Source organism: Streptomyces sp. NPDC046759 (genome assembly GCF_040645475.1).
Lineage (GTDB): Bacteria > Actinomycetota > Actinomycetes > Streptomycetales > Streptomycetaceae > Streptomyces.
Genome location: NZ_JBEYYJ010000007.1, coordinates 1 through 21,055, shown reverse-complemented (window position 1 = coordinate 21,055; position 21,055 = coordinate 1). Strand labels below are relative to the sequence as shown.

Annotated in this window: 15 protein-coding genes, 1 pseudogene and 1 riboswitch; of the genes and pseudogenes, 4 read left to right on the top strand and 12 right to left on the bottom strand. The window is 69.7% G+C overall.

Annotation, left to right across the window (positions count from 1 at the left end; translation table 11 throughout):
• Positions 1–10: 10 nt before the first annotated feature.
• The 9 genes from ABZ919_RS11680 to ABZ919_RS11640 all read right to left on the bottom strand — a co-directional run bounded on the left by ABZ919_RS11680 (position 11) and on the right by ABZ919_RS11640 (position 10,868).
• Positions 11–1,402 (bottom strand): M1 family metallopeptidase, encoded by a 1,392-nt coding sequence (locus ABZ919_RS11680; RefSeq protein ID WP_361245825.1) that lies wholly within the window; start codon positions 1,400–1,402, stop codon positions 11–13.
• Positions 1,403–1,502: 100 nt separating this feature from the next.
• The gene (locus tag ABZ919_RS11675; protein WP_361245822.1) at positions 1,503–3,011 is read right to left on the bottom strand and encodes a dipeptide ABC transporter ATP-binding protein; all 1,509 of its coding nucleotides are present in this window, start codon (positions 3,009–3,011) and stop codon (positions 1,503–1,505) included.
• Positions 3,008–4,099, bottom strand: coding sequence for an ABC transporter ATP-binding protein (locus ABZ919_RS11670; RefSeq protein ID WP_361245819.1), 1,092 nt, complete (start codon positions 4,097–4,099; stop codon positions 3,008–3,010). The genes ABZ919_RS11675 and ABZ919_RS11670 overlap by 4 nt, the downstream gene beginning before the upstream one ends.
• Entirely contained in the window at positions 4,096–5,103 is a 1,008-nt protein-coding gene (locus ABZ919_RS11665) for an ABC transporter permease (protein WP_361245817.1), read from the bottom strand. Before ABZ919_RS11665 ends, ABZ919_RS11670 begins: the two co-directional genes overlap by 4 nt.
• A 71-nt stretch (positions 5,104–5,174) precedes the next feature.
• The gene (locus ABZ919_RS11660; protein ID WP_361245814.1) at positions 5,175–6,950 is read right to left on the bottom strand and encodes an ABC transporter substrate-binding protein; all 1,776 of its coding nucleotides are present in this window, start codon (positions 6,948–6,950) and stop codon (positions 5,175–5,177) included.
• Between the two features lie 31 nt (positions 6,951–6,981).
• A complete protein-coding gene (locus ABZ919_RS11655; protein WP_361245811.1) occupies positions 6,982–7,980 on the bottom strand; it encodes an ABC transporter permease in 999 nt (332 codons plus the stop codon).
• A gap of 359 nt (positions 7,981–8,339) precedes the next feature.
• Complete coding sequence (locus ABZ919_RS11650) at positions 8,340–9,152, bottom strand: enhanced serine sensitivity protein SseB C-terminal domain-containing protein (RefSeq protein WP_361245808.1); 813 nt, start codon at positions 9,150–9,152, stop codon at positions 8,340–8,342.
• 178 nt (positions 9,153–9,330) lie between these two features.
• On the bottom strand, positions 9,331–10,122 hold the full coding sequence (locus ABZ919_RS11645; RefSeq protein WP_361245805.1) for an enhanced serine sensitivity protein SseB: 792 nt from the start codon (positions 10,120–10,122) through the stop codon (positions 9,331–9,333).
• 41 nt (positions 10,123–10,163) lie between these two features.
• Positions 10,164–10,868, bottom strand: a complete 705-nt coding sequence (locus tag ABZ919_RS11640) for an AAA family ATPase (protein WP_361245802.1) — start codon at positions 10,866–10,868, stop codon at positions 10,164–10,166.
• Positions 10,869–11,046: 178 nt separating this feature from the next.
• A riboswitch (glycine riboswitch) is annotated at positions 11,047–11,144 on the top strand.
• 156 nt (positions 11,145–11,300) lie between these two features.
• Between ABZ919_RS11640 and gcvT the strand changes: the two genes are divergently transcribed.
• From gcvT to ABZ919_RS11620, 4 genes are all read left to right on the top strand, one after another.
• Positions 11,301–12,416, top strand: a complete 1,116-nt coding sequence (gene gcvT, locus ABZ919_RS11635; RefSeq protein ID WP_361245800.1) for a glycine cleavage system aminomethyltransferase GcvT — start codon at positions 11,301–11,303, stop codon at positions 12,414–12,416.
• A 122-nt stretch (positions 12,417–12,538) separates the two neighbouring features.
• Positions 12,539–12,916, top strand: a complete 378-nt coding sequence (gene gcvH / locus ABZ919_RS11630; RefSeq protein ID WP_361245797.1) for a glycine cleavage system protein GcvH — start codon at positions 12,539–12,541, stop codon at positions 12,914–12,916.
• 14 nt (positions 12,917–12,930) lie between these two features.
• Positions 12,931–14,196: a serine hydroxymethyltransferase gene (glyA, locus tag ABZ919_RS11625; RefSeq protein WP_361245794.1), complete on the top strand. Its 1,266-nt coding sequence runs from the start codon at positions 12,931–12,933 to the stop codon at positions 14,194–14,196.
• A gap of 82 nt (positions 14,197–14,278) precedes the next feature.
• Positions 14,279–15,646 (top strand): L-serine ammonia-lyase, encoded by a 1,368-nt coding sequence (locus ABZ919_RS11620; RefSeq protein WP_361245791.1) that lies wholly within the window; start codon positions 14,279–14,281, stop codon positions 15,644–15,646.
• 64 nt (positions 15,647–15,710) lie between these two features.
• On the opposite strand, the gene ABZ919_RS11615 is transcribed toward ABZ919_RS11620, so the two are convergent.
• From ABZ919_RS11615 to ABZ919_RS11605, 3 genes and pseudogenes are all read right to left on the bottom strand, one after another.
• The gene (locus tag ABZ919_RS11615; RefSeq protein ID WP_361245788.1) at positions 15,711–16,142 is read right to left on the bottom strand and encodes a hypothetical protein; all 432 of its coding nucleotides are present in this window, start codon (positions 16,140–16,142) and stop codon (positions 15,711–15,713) included.
• Between the two features lie 2 nt (positions 16,143–16,144).
• Entirely contained in the window at positions 16,145–20,092 is a 3,948-nt protein-coding gene (locus ABZ919_RS11610; RefSeq protein ID WP_361245787.1) for a polymorphic toxin-type HINT domain-containing protein, read from the bottom strand.
• Positions 20,093–20,275: 183 nt separating this feature from the next.
• A pseudogene (locus ABZ919_RS11605) lies at positions 20,276–21,055 on the bottom strand (S1 family peptidase); the annotation flags it as partial.

Here is a 21,055-nt window from a genome sequence, read left to right as displayed (position 1 = left end):
AAAGGCAGGTTCACAGGACGGGTTTCCCTGTGGTGAAAAGCCAGGTGGCGAACAGGTCGTCCAGTTGCCGTCCGCTGACGCGCTCGGCGAGGCGGATGAAGTCGGCGGTGTCCGCGTTGCCGTACCGGTGGAGCCGGGTCCAGGCGGGCAGCAGCCGGAAGAAGGCCCGGTCGCCGATGCGCTCCCGGAGCATCTGGAGCGTCATCGCACCGCGCCGGTAGACGGCGGAGGCGAACATCGTGTCGCGCTGCGGGTCGGCGACCTCGGTCTGCCAGAAGGGCGAGCCGGCGGGCAGGGAGTCGTAGGCGGCCAGGAACGAGTCGTGGGCGGACCGGGTGCCCTGGTGTTCGACCCACAGCCACTGGGCGTAGGTGGCGAAGCCCTCGTTGAGCCAGACGTCCTTCCACTGCGCCACGCTCACCGAGTCGCCGAACCACTGGTGCGCCAGCTCGTGCACGATGGTCGTCTCGCTGCGCACGGTCGAGTAGGCGGGCTTGCTCTGCACCTCCAGCGAGAACCCGGCCTCGGGCATGTCGTCCACGATCGCGCCGGTCTCCTCGAACGGGTACGGGCCGAAGATCTTGGACCAGTAGTCGGTGGCGGCGGCGGTGACGGCGTACACGTCGACGCTGTTGCGGTTCTCCAGGACGGGGTCGATGGCCACGTAGACCGGGATGCCGCCCGGGGTGCGCCCGGTGCGGACGTCGAACCTGCCGATGGTGGCGGTCGCCAGGTACGTCGCCATCGGCCTCGACTCGCGCCAGTGGGTGTACGTCTGGCCGCCCTTGTCGTAGGCCGACACCAACCGGCCGTTGGAGACGGCGGTCAGGCCCTCGGGCGCCTTGATCCGGATGTCGTAGGTCGCCTTGTCCAAGGGGTGGTCGCTGGACGGGAACCACGTCGAGGCCGCATTGGGCTCGCAGGCGACGAAGACGCCGTCGGGGGTCTTCATCCAGCCGTACTTCGAGCCGAACACGATGGGCCCGCTCAGCGGCTGGGGTATGCCGCCGTAGGTGACGGAGACGGTGAAGTCACGTCCGCGGGCGAGGCTCCGGCGCGGGGTGACGGTGACCTCGTCGCCGTCACGCGTGAACGCGGCGCGTCTGCCGTCCACCTCGACCCGCGTGATCGTCAGCTGCTGGAGGTCGAGGTCGAAGGAGGACAGGTTCTGGGTGGCGCGGGCGGTGAGGGTCGTACGGCCGTCGAGGCGGCCCGAGTCCGGGGCGTAGGCGAGGTCGAGGTCGTAGTGCAGGGCGTCGAAGCCGCCGTTGCCGAGCCGCGGGAAGTAGGGGTCGCCGATGCCGGGGGCGCCGGGGGTGGGGGCGGGCGCGGCGGCGATGAGCAGGAAGGAGGCCGCCGCTGTCGCGAGGGCTCCGGTGCGTGCCGAACGGGAGAGTGCCATCAGTCGTCCCTTTCGAGCGTGTACCGATCAGTGGTCGGACACGGACGACTGTGCACTCTCCCGTTCAGGCATGTACATGACTTTGCTCAGCTGTCATGCGCTACTTGTCGGTTGACTCCTGGGTCTCGCCTGCGGCTGCCTCGGCGGCGGCCACGGTGTCCTCGGCGGGGGCGTCCGGGGCGGCGCCGGTGGAGGCGGTGGGCTCCTCGGCGGGGCCGCCCGCGTCGGACGCGGCCTGCTCGGCCGAGGTCTTCGCACCGGGACCGGTCCGCACGCCGGATTCCTCCGCCGCGGCCTCCCCGGCAGCCGTGTCCTCGGCAACAGCGGCGTCGGACGCGGCGGGAGCCTCGGACTCCCCGGAAGCCTCCTCGGACTTCGCGGCAGCCGTCGCTTCCTCGGCGGCCGTCGCCTCTTCGGACACAGCGGCATCCTCCGCCGCCGCCTTCTCGCCGGCCGGCTCCTTCTCCGCCGAACCACCGGAGGTGACCGCGTCCGGGACCAGTTCCGAGGCCTCCTTCGCCACCGAGAGCAGCACCGTGTCCTGCGGGGCCTGGTCGGCGAAGTTCTCCGGGTGGTGACAGGCGACCCGCTGACCGGGCTTCAACTCCACGAGCTGCGGCTCGGTCGTCCTGCAGATCTCCGTCGCCTTCCAGCAGCGGGTGTGGAACCGGCAGCCCGAGGGCGGGGCGATCGGCGAGGGCACGTCGCCGCGCAGCAGGATGCGCTCGCTCTTCTGGCCCCGGCGCTTCGGGTCCGGCACCGGCACCGCCGACATCAGGGCCTTGGTGTACGGGTGCATCGGCGCCTCGTACAGCGAGGAGCGGTCGGCGAGCTCGACGATCTTGCCGAGGTACATCACCGCGATGCGGTCCGAGACGTGACGCACCACGGAGAGGTCGTGGGCGATGATCACGTAGGTGAGGCCCAGTTCCTCCTGCAGGTCGTCCATGAGGTTCACGACCTGGGCCTGGATCGACACGTCCAGCGCGGACACCGGCTCGTCCGCGACGACGAGCTTCGGCTTCAGGGCGAGCGCGCGGGCGATGCCGATGCGCTGGCGCTGACCGCCGGAGAACTCGTGCGGATAGCGGTTGTAGTGCTCGGGGCTCAGACCGACCAGTTCGAGAAGCCGCTGGACCTCCTTCTTCACCCCGCCCTCGGGCTCCACGCCCTGCAGCCGGAAGGGCGCCGAGACGATCGAGCCGATGGTGTGGCGGGGGTTCAGGGAGCCGTACGGATCCTGGAAGATCATCTGGATGTCGCGGCGCAGCGGGCGCATCTGTCCCGTGGACAGCCGCGTGATGTCCCGGCCCTCGAACGTGATCTGCCCGCCGGTCGGGTCCTGCAGCCGGGTGATGACCCGGCCCATGGTCGACTTGCCGCAGCCCGACTCGCCGACCACGCCCAGGGTCTCGCCCTTGCGCACCTCGAAGTCGATGCCGTCGACGGCCTTCACGGCGCCGACCTGGCGCTGCAGGATGCCCTTCTTGATCGGGAAGTGCTTGGTCAGGTTCTCGACCTTGAGCAGCACCTCGCGCTCTTCGGGAGCCGACGCCTGCTTCGGGACCACGGCCTCGGCGACGGTGTCCGTCTTCTTCGTCTCACTCACAGCTTCGGCGCAATCTCTTCGGTCCAGATCCGCTCACGGTCCTCGGCCGGGAGGTGACAGGCGGACCAGTGTCCGGTGCTCACCTGCTCCAGCTCGGGGCGCACCGTGCGGGTGACGTTCCCCTTGGGGATGTCCGCGTACGGGCAGCGCGGGTGGAAGGCACAGCCCGAGGGGACGTTGATGAGGCTCGGCGGCTGGCCCTTGACGGGGATGAGCCGTTCGGAGGCCTCACGGTCGATGCGGGGCATCGAGCCGAGCAGGCCCCAGGTGTAGGGGTGCTGCGGCTTGTCGAAGACCTCGGCGGCCGCACCGCGCTCCACGCACCGGCCGCCGTACATCACGAGGACGTCGTCGGCGATCTCGGCGACCACGCCGAGGTCGTGGGTGATCATGATGACCGCGGAGCCGAACTCCTTCTGCAGGTCCCGGATCAGGTCGAGGATCTGCGCCTGCACCGTCACGTCGAGGGCGGTGGTCGGCTCGTCCGCGATGAGCAGCTCGGGGTTGTTCACCAGTGCCATGGCGATCATGGCACGCTGGCGCATACCGCCGGAGAACTCGTGCGGGTAGCCGTCGATGCGCTTGGCCGGCTCGGGGATGCCGACCCGGTCGAGCATCTCGATGGCCCGCTTGCGGGCCTCCTTCTTGCCGACCTTGTGGTGCACCCGGTACGCCTCGACGATCTGGTCGCCGATCTTGTAGTAGGGGTGCATGGCGGACAGCGGGTCCTGGAAGATCATCGCCATCTCGCGGCCGCGGAGCCTGCGCACCTCGTCCGGGGACGCGGAGACCAGCTCCTGGCCGTCGAGCCAGATCTCACCGGACATCTGCACGTTCTTGCCGCGCGCGCCCAGCCGGTGCAGGCCCATGATGGCCAGCGAGGTCACCGACTTGCCGGAGCCGGACTCGCCGACGATGGCGAGGGTCTTGCCCTTCTCCAGCGAGAAGGAGAGCCCGTCGACCGACTTGACCACGCCGTCGTCGGTCGGGAAGTGCACCTTGAGGTCGCGGACCTCCAGGAAGGCCTTGGGTGCCTGGGCGGCGGTGGGCTCGCCCACGGCGGCGCCGGTCTTGGAGAGTTCGGTCACGAGAGCCTCACCCGCGGGTCGGCGGCGGCGTAGAGGACGTCCACCACGAGATTTGCGATGACGACGAAGAGGGCGGCGAGCAGGGTCACGCCGAGGATGGGGGGCAGGTCGTTGTCGTCGATGGCCTGCACCGCGTACTGGCCGACCCCGTGCAGCGAGAAGACGGTCTCGGTGATCACGGCACCGCCGAGCAGCAGACCGAGGTCCATGCCGAAGACGGTGATGATCGGGGTGAGGGCGGCCCGCAGGCCGTGCTTGCTGACGACGACGCGCTCCCTGAGGCCCTTCGCCCGGGCCGTGCGGATGAAGTCCTCGCTCATCGTCTCCAGCATGCCCGAGCGGGTGAGCCGGGCGTAGATCGCGGAGTAGAGCAGGGCGAGCGAACACCACGCGGGGAAGAGGGTGTTGGCCCACTCCGAGGGGTTCTCGGTGAACGGGACATAGGTGCGGCCGAAGATCGGCCACTGGTAGGTGAAGAGCAGGATCGCCAGGTTGCCCGTGAAGAACATGGGCAGCGAGACTCCGGCCAGCGCGACACCCATGAACGTGCGGTCGAAGACCGAGCGCGGCTTGAGCGCGGAGACGACACCGACGACGACACCCGACACCAGCCACAGCACGGCGGCACCCGCGGCCAGCGAGATGGTCACCGGAAGGCGGGAGGTGAGCTGCGGCCAGACCGCTTCATGGGTCTTGAACGAGTACCCGAAGCAAGGTGCGTTGCAGTGCACCGTGGTGGGGCCGATGTTGTAGTCGGCGCCGGTCACGATCCCCTTGACGAACTGCCAGTACTGGACGTAGACGGGCTGGTCCAGACCGAGGTTGTGCTTGACCGCGATGATGTCGGCCTTCGAGGGGCTCTTGCCGAGGTACTGCTGCGCCAGCTGGTCCGCCGTCTGGCCGGCGATTCGCGGCAGCAGGAAGAAGATGGCGAAGGTGACCGCGGTGACGACCAGCAGCAGGATCACTGCCGCGAACGTCCGGCGGAGGATGTACGAGATCACGGGAGCCGGCGCTGGTGCCCGCGGGCCAAGAGCCCGCGGGCACCAATGCCTTCACCTGCCTTCCGGGGCTGCTACTTCTTCGTGGTGCCGAGGTTGAGGTAGTCGTACTCACCGCTGAAAGCGGCCGTGGAGACCACGTTGGTGGCGTACGGCGAGCGGTACAGCAGGACCTTGAAGTAGGTCAGCGGGACCAGAACGGCGTCGTCCATCGTCTGCTTGTCGATCTGCGCGTACATGGCGTTGCGCTTGGCCACGTCCGGCTCCGCGATCGCCTTGCCGAGCAGGTCGTTGACCTTGCTGTTGTTGTACTGCGACAGGTTGGTGTTGCCGGACTGGCTGACCGCCTTGCCGTTCAGGATCTGCTGCAGGAAGCCGTAGCCGGAGGGCCAGTCGGCACCCCACTGCATCATCATGAGGCCGATGTTCTGCTGCTCGGTGAACTTCGGCACACCCGCGTAGTCGGTGAAGTACTTGCCCTGCGGGTACTGCTTCAGGGTGGCGTTGATGCCGACCTTCTTCAGCGAGCTGATGATCGCCGTGGCCGCGTCGACCTCCTGCGGGCGGTCGGAGCGCGCCGTGATGTTGGTGCTGATCGACGACTTGCCGCAGGCCTTGAGCTGCTCCTTGGCCTTGGCGATGTCGCCGTGGTTGCCCGCGCTCGGGTAGGTGTCCGCCTTCTGGTAGCCGGTGATGTCCGGCGGCAGGACGGTGGAGGCGATGTCACCGCGGATCGGGCCGCCCTCGGCGGTCTGCACCGAGACCTTGTCGACGGCGTACTCGACCGCCTTGCGGCAGGCCACGTTGTCGAACGGCTTCACCTTGGTGTTGATCGCCATGTAGACCAGACGGCCACCGTAGGTGTTGTCGGTGCTGGCCTTGCCGTCGGCGGAGTTGAGCAGCTGCGCCTGGGTGGAGGCCTGGACGCCGCCGCCGACCAGGTCGGCCGTGGCGTCACCCGACTGCAGGTCCTTGTCGATCGTCTCCGGGTTGACCTTCAGGTTGACGACGATCTTGCTCGCCAGCTGCTTGCGCAGCGGGTCGGTCTTCGGGTCCCAGTTCTTGTTCGGGACCAGGACGACCTGCTTGCCCTCGTCGTAGCTCTGGAACTGGTACGAGCCGGAGGACACGATGTGCTTGACGTAGTCGACGCCGTCGTCCTTCGCCTGCGGCACCGGAGCCGTCTGCGGCGCCGAGACCAGGTAGTCGAACTCCTGGAACGGGCGGTTCAGGTGGAAGACGATCGTGGTGTCGTCCGGCGTCTCGATCGAGGACAGGCCCTTGGCGCTCTTGTCCTTGTACGGACCCTTGTACTTGTCGCCGCCCTGCATGAACTGCTGGAAGTAGTTCGGGCCGAGCGAGAGCACGTCACGCGCGAAGTTGGAGCGCTCGACGGCGTACTTGACGTCCTTCGAGGTGATCGGCGTGCCGTCCTGGTACTTCAGGCCCGAACGCAGCTTGTACGTCCAGGTCTTGCCGCCCTCGCTGGACACGCCCTTGCTCGCGGCGAGGTCCGGGACGAGCTTGTTGCCCTGCTGGCCGGGGCCGGGCTCGAACGTCATCAGCGGGCGCGCGTAGAGCCGGCTGAAGTTGTACATGTACGCGTAGTACGTGTTGCCCGGGTCGAACGAGTCCGGCACGTCCGACATCTCGTAGGTGACCGTGCCACCCTTCTTGTCGGACGCGTTGACGACACCCTTGGTCGCCGCGTTGACACCGGCCGCCTTCGGGTTGTTGCCGTCCTTGTTGTCATCGGCCTTGCTGCAGCCTGCGAGCAAGAGGCTCACGGAGCCGATGGCCGCGACCGCGGCCAGCGCTGACCTTCTCATGATGGTCTGCTTCCCCTCCATTGATCGGGTACTAGATGGACTCTCGTGCTGCCTAGCGGCTGCGGGGGTCGAGAGCGTCGCGGAGACCGTCGCCGAGCAGGTTGAACGCCAGGACGGTGATGAAGATGGCAAGGCCGGGCACGATCATGTACTGGGGATCGACCTGGTAATAGGTGACCGCATCCCGGAGCATGCCGCCCCACGAGGCCTGCGGGGGCTGGATGCCGACGCCCAGGAAGCTCAGGGACGCCTCGAAGAGGATGTTGGTCGGGATGAGCAGCGTCGAGTAGACGATGATCGGGCCGACCAGGTTGGGCATCAGCTCGCGGAAGAGGATGTACGGGCCCTTGGCTCCCATGCCGCGGGCGGCGTCGACGAACTCGCGCTCGCGCAGGGCGAGGGTCTGGCCGCGCACGATCCGGCCGAGATAGGGCCAGTTGAAGAAGCCGATCACGAAGATGAGCACACTCAGGTGCAGCGGCAGACCGTTGAGGCCGAAGGCGCCGCCCTGGAGGGTGGCGGAGATGGCGATGGCGAACAGCAGCAGCGGGAACGCGAGGAAGATGTCCATCAGCCGGCTGATGATCGAGTCGACGCGGCCGCCGTAGTAGCCGGCGATGACACCCATGACCGCGCCGAGCACGTTGGACAGGACCGTGGCGCCGAAGGCGACGACCAGGGAGACCCAGGAGCCCTCGAGGATGCGGGTGGCGATGTCCCGGCCGAACTTCGGGTCCAGGCCCAGCGGGTGGGACAGGCTCATGCCGCCCCAACTGCCCTTCGGCAGCGAGGTGTCGGGAACGATCAGGTCCTGGTGGAAGGCGTTCGGGTCGAGGCCGAACATGGCCTGGATGGGGCGGGAGAGGATCGCCAGGAGGATCAGCAGGATCACGACGACGCCGCCGGCGACGGCGACTCTGTCCCGCTTGAACCGGGACCAGGCGATCTGGCCCAGAGAACGACCCTCGATCTGCCCCTTCTCGGCTCCCGCCAGCACAGCCTCCGGCTGCGCCTCGGCTGCCGCCCCGGTGGTCTCGATCGGTGCGGTCACGGTGAGCGACCCCTCTCGCCGGTGGTGACCGGCCTGCGCCTGCCGCGGTTTGCGGCTTTGTCGACTTGCCATCGATCACGAGGTCTCGGCCTCATGTCTGAGTGGGGAGTCTTCAGCGTCGTTGCGATCACCCGCCAGATCTGACGGCGAAAGTATGCGCAACCGTGATGCAGTGCAGGGGATTCCGTTATCCGAACAGCGGGTAATGCCTCTCGGACAGGGTGCAGTTGGGGTGGAACGTCGAATTTTGCACCGTTCGGGGCCCGAAGCCGATGTCTACGCGTGCAGAGACGCGCTTGATCCGTAAGATCTGCGATCAGGAACGGACGCGACCGAAGGACAGTTGATCAGTAACCTGATCAGTAGCCGCCGTGCACCGGCGGATAGCCGTACCCGGCAGCCGGGCCCTGCGGCTGGGCCAGGAGCTGGGGCTGGGGCGGCGCCGCGTGGGCCTCACGGTCGTAGAACGGGCGGGCGTTGGCCCGCATCCACATCGCGACCGGGTCGAAGTCGTCGGTCATCGCGACCGTCGACACCGGCAGGCCCTCCGGGACCGCGCCGACGGACTGCTGCATCATCCCGCGCACCGAGTCGACCGCGGCCGGGGAGGTGTCGTACACGTCCAGGCCGATGGCGAGGTACGGGGCTCCGAGCGCCGGCTGCACCCAGGCGCGGCGCAGCGAGCGCAGGGCCGGGGTGCGGTGGGCGTTCTGCGCGAGGAGGGCGTAGAACTGCGGGATCTCGATGCCGGGTTCGGAGAGCCGGAGGGGACCGGCGGGCTGTCGGTCCAGGCCCGTGGCGATGCGGCGCAGGTCCAGCCAGGGGATGCCGACGCCGCCTCCGGGGGCGTGCGGGTTCAGCCAGAGGCCGTAGTGGTCGGGATAGAGGGTGCGGGCCACGTCCAGCCCGTCGACGACCTCGTACGACCGGTTCCAGCCGCTGGCCGACAGCTCCTGGGCCGAGGTCACGCAGGGTGCGTACTGGAAGCCGTCGACCTCCATGTTCCCGTACTGGGCGTCCGGGGAGCCGGCCTGGCCGTGCCACAGCAGCATCCAGACCTGGCCGGAGGAGGGGACGGCGAGGGCGCGGAGCAGGGCCTCGTAGGCGTCATAGCGGCCGGGGGTGACCTGGCGCAGCATGTGCTCGACGCTGCCGCTGTGGCTCGCGCTCACCTGTCGTGCCCTTCTCTTTTCTGTGCCCCGCGTTTGGAGACAGCTTAAGCGCCCAGCGGCTCAGGACCTTGGGTGCGTGCGCGAGCGCGGTTGCGTCGCAGCTCGGCGCGCCCCGCGGCCCAGCCGCGTGGCGGACCGGCCCCGCGCCCCTTCGGGCCGGCCGGTCCCGGGCCGGCTTCTAGTGGCCGTACTGATAGAAGGGGCGGACGTTCTCCTTCAGCCAGGCCGCCACCGGGTCGTCCGTCACGTCCAGGAGGACCAGGTTGACCGGCCATGCGACCGGGGCTCTGCCGAGGGCCCGGCCCAGGGCCTGCATGGGGAGGACGCGGAGGTCGCCCTCCCACTGGGAGAGTTCCACGCCGACGAACATCACCGGGTCGTCGGTCTCTATCGCGGCCAGGCAGCGCCGGGCGGTGAGGACGACGCCGGCCTCGGCGAACTCGGCGGACGCGGCGGAGAGGAAGTCGACCGGGTCGTCCTGCCAGTCGGGCTCGAAGAGGCGGACCCGGCCGCCGGCGTTCGGGCCGTCGAGCGGGGTGCGGCCGGCCCGGCACAGCTCGGCCACGGCCTCGGGGGGGAGCGGGATGCCGACCAGCGCGTCGGGGTTCACCGCCATGCCGACCTGCGGGGGCAGGCCGCGCGCGAACTCCACGGCGGGAGCGATGGTGTACGGCATGTGGGAGCCGGCAGCCTGGCGCAGCTGTTCCTCGGAGCTGAACACCGGGACGTACGCCTGGCCCCCGATGTCCAGTGTGGGCAGGTCGAGCGGGCCGGTGTGCGGGCCGCCGCCGTTGGGCAGCGGGATCCACAGCAGGCTGCGCCCGAGCACCTCGATGATCCGGCCGGCCGCGGCGGGTATGCCGAGGGAGGCCGAGAGGACCTCCTCCAGTTCGTTGCCGGGCCAGCCGCCGTGCGGCTGGGGGTGCGCCTGTGCCGGGAAGTCCGCGGGAATGTCCGCCGGGAAGTCCATCTGCCTACCGCCTGCTGGGATCCACTGCTTGACCATGAAGGCTAGCGGGTTGCTGTGACAGGGACGCATGCCGTGAAGGCGATCCGCTGCAGGGCGTCCGCCGCCGCGCGGTCCACCAGGACCGCCGAGCCGCAGCCCGCGGGCAGTTCGCCCCGCTCGACGGCACCGAGCAGCCGGGCGGTCGTACGGCGGTGGCGGGCGAAGGCGTAGCGGGAGACGCCCCGGGCGCGTTCCCGCTGGCCCTCGCGGGCGGTGACCGGGGGGACGTCGAGCAGCAGCAGATGGAGGGTGCCGCCGCGGCGGCGCGCCGCACGGGCGAGCCAGGCGCGGACCCAGGACTGGGTGCCGCAGTCGTGCACGACGACGCCTTCGCCGGTGCGCAGCGCGCGGCGCAGGCCGGCGTAGTGGGCGAGGCGGACCAAGGGGCGGTAGAGGGCGTAGGGCAAGGTGCGGGGCAGGCGGGCCGCGAAGCGGTCGCGGGCGTCCTGGGAGTCGACGCGGCGGCCGCAGACCGCCCGGTGCATCAGGGTGGACTTGCCGCTGCCGGGCAGCCCGGTGACCACGACCAGGTCCCGGGGGCCGAAGAGCAGGGCACGCGGGCTGGGGCCGGCGCCGTCGCGCAGGTCGCGGACGACCGGGGCGGGGGGCTCGGAGCGGCGCTCGCGCGCCGGGGCGGAGGGCTGCCCGGGCACCGCCGCGCCGGTCGTCGGGGCAGCGGCGGTGGCGTAGGCCGTCGTCCTGTTCACCGTGGTCGTCCTCCCCTGCTCGCTCGGCCATATCCATGCCCAGCAGATGTAAAGAGAAGGTAATGCGCGATGCCCGGTGGTTTCGTGCGCGTCCTGCCACAGGTCGGTTACGGATGCGGCCCTGACGGGCGGGGGCGCGGCGTGCAATGATGTGGCCGCCAACTGCATACCGGCCGCTTGAATCCGCGCGGGAGAGTTCCCAGCAGCCTTCGCTGGGACGCCGAAGGAGCAAGTCCCTCCCTTGAATCTCTCAGGCCCCGTTACCGCGCGGGCGAGGCACATCTGAAAAGCGGGCCGCTGTGACAGTGGCTCCACCCAAGGTGCAAGCCGTGATCGTCCCTGTGGCGGTCGTGGCGAACCTCTCAGGTTCCGATGACAGATGGGGAGGAACGTTCCTCGCCCCGTCCGTGTGTCCTGGGAGACGACCGACCGATGAGCAGCACTGAACTCCGTCACACCGCGCTGGATGCCGTGCATCGCGCGCTCGGTGCGACGATGACCGACTTCGCCGGCTGGGACATGCCCCTGCGCTACGGCTCCGAGCGCGACGAGCACCTGGCCGTGCGAACCAAGGCGGGTCTGTTCGACCTCTCCCACATGGGCGAGATCACCGTCACCGGCCCCGAGGCGGCCGAGTTCCTGAACGTCGCCCTGGTCGGCAACATCGCCTCCATCGGCGTCGGCCGCGCCCGCTACACCATGATCTGCCAGGCCGACGGCGGCATCCTGGACGACCTGATCGTCTACCGGCTCGCCGAGACCGAGTACATGGTCGTGGCCAACGCCTCCAACGCCCAGGTGGTGCTGGACGCCCTGGGCGAGCGGGCCGGGGGCTTCGACGCCGAGGTGCGTGACGACCGGGACGCCTACGCGCTGATCGCCGTCCAGGGCCCCGAGTCCCCCGGCATCCTGAAGTCCCTGACCGACGCCGACCTGGACGGCCTGAAGTATTACGCCGGCCTGCCCGGCACCGTGGCCGGCGTCCCGGCGCTCATCGCCCGCACCGGGTACACCGGCGAGGACGGCTTCGAGCTGTTCGTGCGGCCCGAGCACGCGGTCGAGCTGTGGCAGGCGCTGACCAAGGCCGGCGAGGGCGTCGGCCTGGTGCCGTGCGGCCTGTCCTGCCGGGACACGCTGCGCCTGGAGGCGGGCATGCCGCTGTACGGGCACGAGCTGACCACCGGGCTGACCCCCTTCGACGCCGGGCTCGGCCGCGTGGTCAAGTTCGACAAGGGCGACTTCGTGGGGCGCGCGGCGCTCGTCGAGGCCGCCGCCCGGGCCGAGCAGACTCCCCCGCGGGTGCTCGTCGGCCTGATCGCCGAGGGCCGCCGGGTCCCGCGCGCCGGGTACACCGTCGTCGCCGGCGGCAAGGTGATCGGCGAGGTCACCTCGGGCGCCCCCTCCCCCACGCTGGGCAAGCCGATCGCCATGGCCTACGTCGACGCGGCGCACGCGGCGCCGGGCACCGAGGGCGTCGGCGTGGACATCCGGGGCAGCCACGAGCCGTACGAGGTCGTGGCGCTGCCGTTCTACAAGCGCCGGAAGTGACACCGTCGTAGACCCCGAGCCGTACCCCTGGACGTGACGTCGGGCACATCACGGCTGCTCACGTGCGTCTTCAGCAGTCCCCCCTTCATCAGCATCCTCGCGCTTACAGGAGAATTCAGGCCATGAGCAACCCCCAGCAGCTGCGCTACAGCAAGGAGCACGAGTGGCTGTCGGCCGCCGAGGACGGCGTCTCGACGGTCGGCATCACCGAGTTCGCGGCCAACGCGCTCGGCGACGTCGTCTACGCCCAGCTCCCCGAGGTCGGCTCCACCGTGACCGCGGGCGAGACCTGCGGCGAGCTGGAGTCGACCAAGTCCGTTTCCGACCTGTACTCGCCGGTCAGCGGTGAGATCACCGAGATCAACGAGGACGTCGTCAACGACCCGTCGCTGGTGAATTCGGCTCCCTTCGAGGGCGGCTGGCTGTTCAAGGTGCGCGTCACGGAGGAGCCGGCCGACCTGCTCTCCGCCGACGAGTACACCGCCCAGAACGCCGGCTGAGGAGTCGTAGCCGTATGACCGTCCTGAACACGTCCCTGCACGAGCTGGACCCGGAGATCGCCGCCGCGGTCGACGCGGAGCTCGGCCGCCAGCAGTCCACGCTGGAGATGATCGCCTCCGAGAACTTCGCGCCGGTCGCGGTGATGGAGGCGCAGGGCTCGGTGCTGACCAACAAGTACGCCGAGGGTTACCCGGGCCGCCGCTACTACGGCGGCTGCGAGCACGTCGACGTCGCCGAGCAGATCGCCATCGACCGGATCAAGGAGCTGTTCGGCGCCGAGTACGCCAACGTCCAGCCCCACTCCGGGGCCTCCGCCAACCAGGCGGCCCTGTTCGCGCTGGCCCAGCCCGGGGACACCATCCTCGGCCTGGACCTCGCCCACGGCGGCCACCTGACCCACGGCATGCGCCTGAACTTCTCCGGCAAGCAGTTCGACGTGGTCGCCTACCACGTGGACGCCGAGACCGGCCTGGTCGACATGGCCGAGGTCGAGCGCCTGGCCAAGGAGCACCGCCCGAAGGTGATCATCGCCGGCTGGTCGGCGTACCCGCGGCAGCTGGACTTCGCCGCCTTCCGCCGGATCGCCGACGAGGTCGAGGCGTACCTGTGGGTCGACATGGCGCACTTCGCCGGCCTGGTCGCCGCCGGTCTGCACCCGAACCCGGTCGAGTACGCGGATGTGGTGACCTCCACCACGCACAAGACCCTCGGCGGCCCGCGCGGCGGCATCATCCTCGCGAAGAAGGACTTCGCGAAGAAGCTGAACTCGTCCGTCTTCCCGGGCTTCCAGGGCGGTCCCCTGGAGCACGTGATCGCGGCGAAGGCGGTCTCCTTCAAGGTCGCCGCCTCGGAGGAGTTCAAGGAGCGCCAGCGTCGTACCGTGGAAGGTGCCCGCATCCTCGCCGAGCGTCTGACGGCTGCGGACGCCCGTGAGGCCGGCGTGAACGTGCTGTCCGGCGGCACGGACGTGCACCTGATCCTGGTGGATCTGCGTGCGTCCGAGCTGGACGGGCAGCAGGCCGAGGACCGCCTCCACGAGGTCGGCATCACGGTCAACCGCAACGCCGTCCCGAACGACCCGCGGCCGCCGATGGTGACCTCGGGCCTGCGCATCGGTACGCCGGCCCTGGCCACCCGCGGCTTCACGGCCGAGGACTTCGCCGAGGTCGCGGACGTGATCGCCGAGGCGCTGAAGCCGTCGTACGACGCGGAGGCCCTCAAGGCGCGCGTGAAGGCGCTCGCCGACAAGCACCCGCTGTACCCGGGTCTGACCAAGTAGACCCGGACCGTAAGTCCCCGGTGGGGCACCCGCACCGTATGGGTGCCCCGCCATCCCTGTTCTGCTGTCTTGAGGAGTGACCGTGGCCATCTCGGTCTTCGACCTGTTCTCGATCGGCATCGGCCCGTCCAGCTCCCACACGGTCGGCCCGATGCGCGCGGCGCGGATGTTCGCCCGCCGCCTGCGCAACGAGGGGCTGCTGGCCAAGGCCGCCTCCGTCCGGACGGAGCTGTACGGCTCCCTGGGCGCGACCGGCCACGGCCACGGCACCCCGAAGGCCGTGCTGCTCGGCCTCGCCGGCGACTCGCCGCGCACGGTGGACGTGGAGACGGCGGACGCGCGCGTGGAGGCGATCAAGGCCGAGGGCCGGATCAGGCTCCTGGGCGAGCACGAGATCGCCTTCGACTTCGACCGGGACCTCGTGCTGCACCGCCGGGAGGTCCTGCCGTACCACGCCAACGGCATGACGCTGTGGGCGTACGACGCCTCGGGCGCGGAACTGCTGACGAAGACGTACTACTCGGTCGGCGGCGGCTTCGTGGTGGACGAGGACGCGGTCGGCGCGGACCGGATCAAACTGGACGACACGGTCCTGAAGTATCCCTTCCGCACGGGTGACGAGCTGCTGCGCCTGACGAAGGACACGGGCCTGTCGATCTCCTCGCTCATGCTGGAGAACGAGCGGGCCTGGCGCACGGAGGAGGAGATCCGCACCGGCCTGCTGGAGATCTGGCGGGTGATGCGCGAGTGCGTGCAGCGCGGCATGTCCCGCGAGGGCATCCTGCCCGGCGGCCTCCGGGTGCGCCGCCGCGCGGCCGTCTCCGCCCGCCAACTGCGCGCCGAGGGTGAGCCGCTGGCGCACGCGATGGAGTGGATCACGCTCTACGCGATGGCGGTGAACGAGGAGAACGCGGCCGGTGGCCGGGTCGTCACGGCCCCGACGAACGGCGCGGCCGGCATCATCCCGGCGGTGCTGCACTACTACATCAACTTCGTGCCGGGCGCCGACGAGGACGGCGTGGTCCGTTTCCTGCTGGCCGCCGGCGCCATCGGCATGCTCTTCAAGGAGAACGCCTCCATCTCCGGCGCCGAGGTCGGCTGCCAGGGCGAGGTCGGTTCCGCCTGCTCGATGGCCGCGGGCGCGCTGGCCGAGGTCCTCGGCGGCTCCCCCGAGCAGGTGGAGAACGCGGCCGAGATCGGCATGGAGCACAACCTGGGCCTGACCTGCGACCCGGTCGGCGGCCTGGTCCAGATCCCGTGCATCGAGCGGAACGGCATGGCCGCGGTGAAGGCGGTCACGGCGGCCAAGATGGCCATGCGCGGCGACGGCTCCCACAAGGTGTCCCTGGACAAGGTCATCAAGACCATGAAGGACACCGGCGCCGACATGTCCGTGAAGTACAAGGAGACGGCCCGGGGCGGGCTGGCCGTGAACATCATCGAGTGCTAGGTCATTGCAGAAGCGGCAGGGCGGCTCGTCCAGCGAGGTGACGAGCCGCCTTGACGGACCGATGTCAATCGGATGGACAATGCCTTCGAGCTTGTTCACGCAGCTCGCTGGGCAGCGTTTCCGACTCCGCCGCAGATTTCAGCATTCCGGATACCAGCTGTGAATCGAAGCCGGGCATGTGCGCCATTTGAGTGAGCCACTGAACAGCTAGTGCCATCCAATACGGGCGCCCTCGACTGCATGCGGATTGCACCGTCAGCTCCACCAGCTTCTCCGGGGTGGAAACCCCGTGTCCCCCCAGGAGGTGCCACGATCTCGTGAAGTCATCGAGGCACTCGACGAGATCCCGCTCCAGGAAGGGCCACATGGCTACGTAGCCGGACCCCTCCAGCGTTGCCCTGCCCTCGTCCGCCTTGCCGACTCCGAGCATCCCGTTCGGCATGACACCCAGCCACGAGTCGTAACTGCTTCTCAGGACTGGCGTCCAGTCTGCCATGTCTAGCCCCATGATTCGTACTCGGCCTTGACTCCGTAGCTTTCCATGAGTTTTTTGAACTGGTCCCACGCGGCAGGCGTCCAGTTGTGCCCGAAATGGCCACTCTCTTGCGTGAAGACGAGTTGCCCCTCCGCATTCCGATACAGCGTGCCGCCCGCTACCGTCTTCGGGTCTGCCCCCATTTTGGCCACCAACTGCTCATGAGGGCTGAGCCCTCCGGAAATCGGCTCTCTGTCTCCTGCGAGGAACTTTCCGGTGGTGGGATCGAAGACGTACTCGGTCTCCGGCTTCGGTGAGGTGAAGGAGGTCAAGGAATCAGCGGAGCCGGTCCCGGGACCCAATTCGACGTCACCACACGAGCTGTTGTGCACCAGCACGGGAGTTCTTCCGGCGAGTACATAGTAGGTGTGGAGGTCGTCGACGGTGAGGTTGTAGGTGCGGGTGTGCCGGTCGAAGGCGCGGTTGGCCTGGACGCGGGCGGTGGTGCCGTGGGTGCTGAGGAGGGTGGTGCCGGGGGTGAGGTCGTGGGCCTTGACCCACTGGTGTGCTGAGGGACTCCAGAAGGGGTGTTCGCCGGTGGCGGTGAGTCTGCGGGGGCCGTCGGGGGTCGTGATGGTGAGTTCGTCGAAGTGTTTGTCGCCGTCGGTGACGATGAGACGGCTGACCTGTCGGGGTGCGGTGCGGCCGGTGAGCGGGTCGGTGGCCAGAACGGTGTCACCAGGCTGAACAGTCTCGATGCTCTTGGTGTGAGCATCGGCCATGAGGACTTTCGTGCCGGCCGGGAAGCACTGGGCGCACTTCACGTACCGGAGGCGGCGGAGGTCCTGAAGCGCTTCCAGTCCTCGTTCGAGGAGCTTGAACTTGGACCTGAGAGTGACGTCTTCGGCGAGTTGGGTGCAGGCGAAGACGTCACCGCCCTTGCACTCCTCCAGTTGTCCCAGGCCGAGGAGGTCCTTCTCCACGGTCCACAGCTCTTCGGCCGCGGCCTGGGCGCCGGGGCCCATGGAGGCGAGGTCGCACAGCACCTCGTTGTGCTGGCAGTAGCGCACCGGGTGTTCCACGGGGTCGCAGCCGAGCATTCCGCACCGGTAGCGTGCTTCGGCCTGGCCTCCGGTGTCCTTCTCGGCGGCCTTGCGTGCGGCTTCCTCCTTCTGCACGGCGGCCTGGAAGGCGTCCTTGAAGGCCTGGTCGGCGGCCTTGGAGTCCTTGCCGGCCGCTATTTCGGAGGCCCGGGCCTGCGCTCCGGCGGTGTAGGCGGCGCTGGCGGATGCCTGCGCCCACTGGGCGGAGCCGGCGGCGTCGACGGCGGAGGTGGCCGCGTCGCTCGCGGCCCGGTCGGCGGAGGCGGCGGCCTTGGCGGCGGTGTGGGCGGAGGCGGCTGCCTGGTCGGCGGAGGCCTGGGCATCCTTGGCGGACTTGGCCGCCTGGTCGGCGTACCCCTTGGCCTGCTTGGCGGAAGCGTCGGCCTTCTTCGCCCAGTCGGCCGCCTGGTCCTTGGCCTTCACCGCGAGAGCGGCGGCCTTGTGGGCGTCGGCGGCGTTCTGCTGGGCGGTGGCCGCGACACCGGCGGCGTCCGCGATCAGCTGGGCGATCTGCGCGGTATGGGTGGCGCCGAGGAAGTCCTGCCGCTGGGCCTTGTACTGCCCGACCTGGATGAACTGATCCAGCAGGTCGTCGGGCCCCTCCAGGGCGATCCGGGCCGCGGACTTGACCTGTGAGCCACCGCTGTCGATCAGCTGGGCCGCGCGCACCCGTTCGTCCTGGACACGTGCCTGGTACTGGCCGGTGGTGAGGAACTGCCGGTATCTCTGCGGGTCGTTCGAGTCCAGTGCGGCCCGGCCGGTCTGTTGCACCACCGGCCCGCCGACGTCGATGATCTGGGCGATGTTCACCCGGAAGTCCTGCGCCCCGGCCTCGTACTGACCACTGGCCAGGAACGCCGAGACCTGCTCGTCGCTGCCCTTGAGCGCGTCCTGGGCCGCGCTGCGCACCGAGGCCAGTGAGCTTTCCTCGGCCAGGGTCTGCACCCGGTAGCGGTCGTCCTGGTGGGCGGCCTGCGTGCGGCGGGTGGTGAGGTAGTCGACGACGTCCTGGTCGGTGCCGGTCAGGGCCTGCTCGGCGGCGCCCCGGCTCCAGGGCCCGCCGGTCTGCATCGTCGCCAGCGCGACCTTGCGGCCGGCCTCGGCGATGGTCTTGGCGTCGGCTCCGGGCTGGGCGGCCTGCACGGCCAGGGACTTGGCCTGGGCGTCGGTGTCCTTGACCTGCTGGGCAGCAGCGGCATCGGCGGCCGTCTGCTGGTCCTGCTGGGCCTTGAGGTCCTTGGCCTTGGCGATGCCGGCGTTGGTCCGCTCGGTCAGCTCCTCCGCCTCGATCTTGACGGCCGTCTGATGGGTCGTCTTGGCCTTGGCGACGGCCGCGGTGGCGGCGTCGGCCGCCTCCTGGGCGGCCTTGGCGTGTGCCGCGGACTGCTTGGCAGCAGTGGCGGCCTCGCCGGCGTGGGCGGCCGCGTCATCGGCGTCCTTGGCGGCGTTGTCCGCATGAGTGGCCGCCGCGTTGGCCGCGTCCTCCGCGTCACTGGCCGCACCGGCCGCCTCTGCGGCCAGCACTGCGGCCGCGTTGGCGGCTCGGTTGGCCTCCTGCGCGTGGCGGTGGGCCGCGGCCGCCTCGGCACCGGCCTCGGAGGAGTGGACGCCGGCCTGGTCGGCATAGGTGTTGGCCTGGTCGGCCGCATCCGCCGCGGCGTCGGCGTTGGTGCCGGCATCGGCGGCAGCCTTCGCCGCCTTGCCCGCCTCGGTTGCGGCATTGCCGGCCTGCTTCGCCGCGTCCGCCGCCAGCCGCGCTCCCTTGGCCGCGGTGCGGGCGTCCTCGGCCGCCTTGCGCGCCGCGGATGCCTTGCCCGCGTCCGTGGCCGCGTCCGCGGCCGCACTCTGCGCACGGGACGCTGCCTGCGCGGCACCCACCGCCGCCGAAGCGGCCTGCTCAGCGGCACTGGCCGCCAGCCGCGCGGAGTTGTTGGCGGCGGCCGCCGCGTCGATCGCCTCCTGCGCGGCGTCCGCGGCCTGCTTGGCCGCGGACGCCGCCCGGCCGGCCGCCGAAGCGGCGTGCGCCGAGTCGTTCTTCGCCGCCTGGGTCTCGGCCGCCGCCTTCTGCGCGGCCTCCTTGGCCAGCTTCGCCGCCGTCACGGCACGCGCGGAGGCGTCCTTGGCCGCCTTGGTCTGCGCCGCCGCCCTGGTGCCGGCCTTCGTGGCCTGCGCCGCCAGCTGGGCGACGGTCGCGTGCTCCTGGTCACGGGCACGCGCCACGTACTGGCCGACCTCCAGGAACTCGTGGATGTCGTCAGCCGTACCGTTCAACGCGATGCGGCCGGCCGCCGCCACGTTGGAGCCGCCCGCGCTGATGATCTGCGCGACCTCGACCCGCTCGTCCTGCGCCCGCCGGTCGTACTGACCGGTGGACAGGAACGCCTTGATGTCACCAGGTGTCCCGTTCAGCGCGGCCTGCCCGGCCTTCTTGACCTCCGGGCCGCCCGCGTCGATGACCTGCGCAACCTGAACCCGCTGATCCTGAAACAACGGGTCCTGCCAGCCGCTGGAAAGAAAGGCCCGCAGGTCGTGTTCGGATCCGCCCAGCGCCTTCACAGCCGCGTCCTGAAGATTCCGCCCGCCCATACTCGCGAGCTGCGCCGCGCTGACACGTTCGTCCTGGAACTCGGCGTTCCAGGCCGACTTCTCCAGGAAATGCCTGACGTCGTCGTCACTGCCGGTCAACGCGGCTTCCGCGGCGGCCCGCACCTCGGGGCCGCCGGTCGACCACAGGTCGAGCACCCGAGCACGGTCGGACGTCTCGCTGTTGCCGGCACCCGCCGGCGAACCGTCGGCCAGGGCACGGGAGGGAACACCTCCGATCAGGCCGGCAGCAAGCGCGATGGGCAGCAGAATCAGACAGACCATGCGTATCGCATACGAGACCGTTCTCGCCGCGATACTCCCGGGTTTCATTTTTCTCAACTGTCTCTCGAATCGTTCGTGGTCACCTGACAGTCACGCCGGAGATGTCCGAGCAGGCGACGACCAGGGGCGGCTCGCCGGTCGTCCGCGAGCCGCCCCCTCCAAGAAATGGCGTGTCCAGGCGGTTCAGTTGGTGGGTGCGAGTTGGATTTCGGTGTGGAGGCCCTTGGCGTCGACGCCGGTGAAGTAACTGAGGTGGCCGTCGTTCCAGCGGACGAGGACGTCGTTGGCGGTGGTGTTGGTGGTGAAGGCCCCGGCGGTGATCGCGGCGGCGTTGGTCCAGTACGACTTCTCGGGCCGGATCCTGATCTCGCCGGGCAGGGCCTTGCCGGTCATGCCGGGGTAGATGGTGGTCTCGCCGTCGATCCAGCGCACCAGCACGTCGTCGGTGTCCTTGCCGGTGAAGGAGCCAGTGGCGAGTTTCTCGGCGGAGGGCCAGGTGCGGTTCTTGGCGACGGTCTGGGTCTGCTTCTTCAGCCCGTTGGCCGCCAGGTCGCCGAAGACGGAGACGTGGCCGTCCTTCCAGACCACCATCAGGTCGTCGCGCAGGCCGTTCGCGGTGAAGCGGCCGGCGGTCAGCTGCTGGGCGTCGTCCCTCCATTCGGCGGACTTCGGCGGGGCGAGCTGCTTCTCTCCGTGGAATCCCTTGGCGTCCACGGAGGTGTAGAGGGTCATCTCGCCGTCGGACCAGCGCACCACGACTCCGTCGGTGGCGGCGCCGGTGTTGGTGCCGGTCACGTTGACGGCGTGGGTGAAGATGCTCTTCTCGGGCTGCAGCTGGTGTTCGGCGATGAAGGGGCGGGCGGGGTCGTTGCCGTAGCCGCCCTGGTAGAGGGTGACCTTGCCGTCGTCCCAGACGACGATCAGGTCCGTGTGGCGGGTGCCGCCGGCGGAGTCACCGGTGTA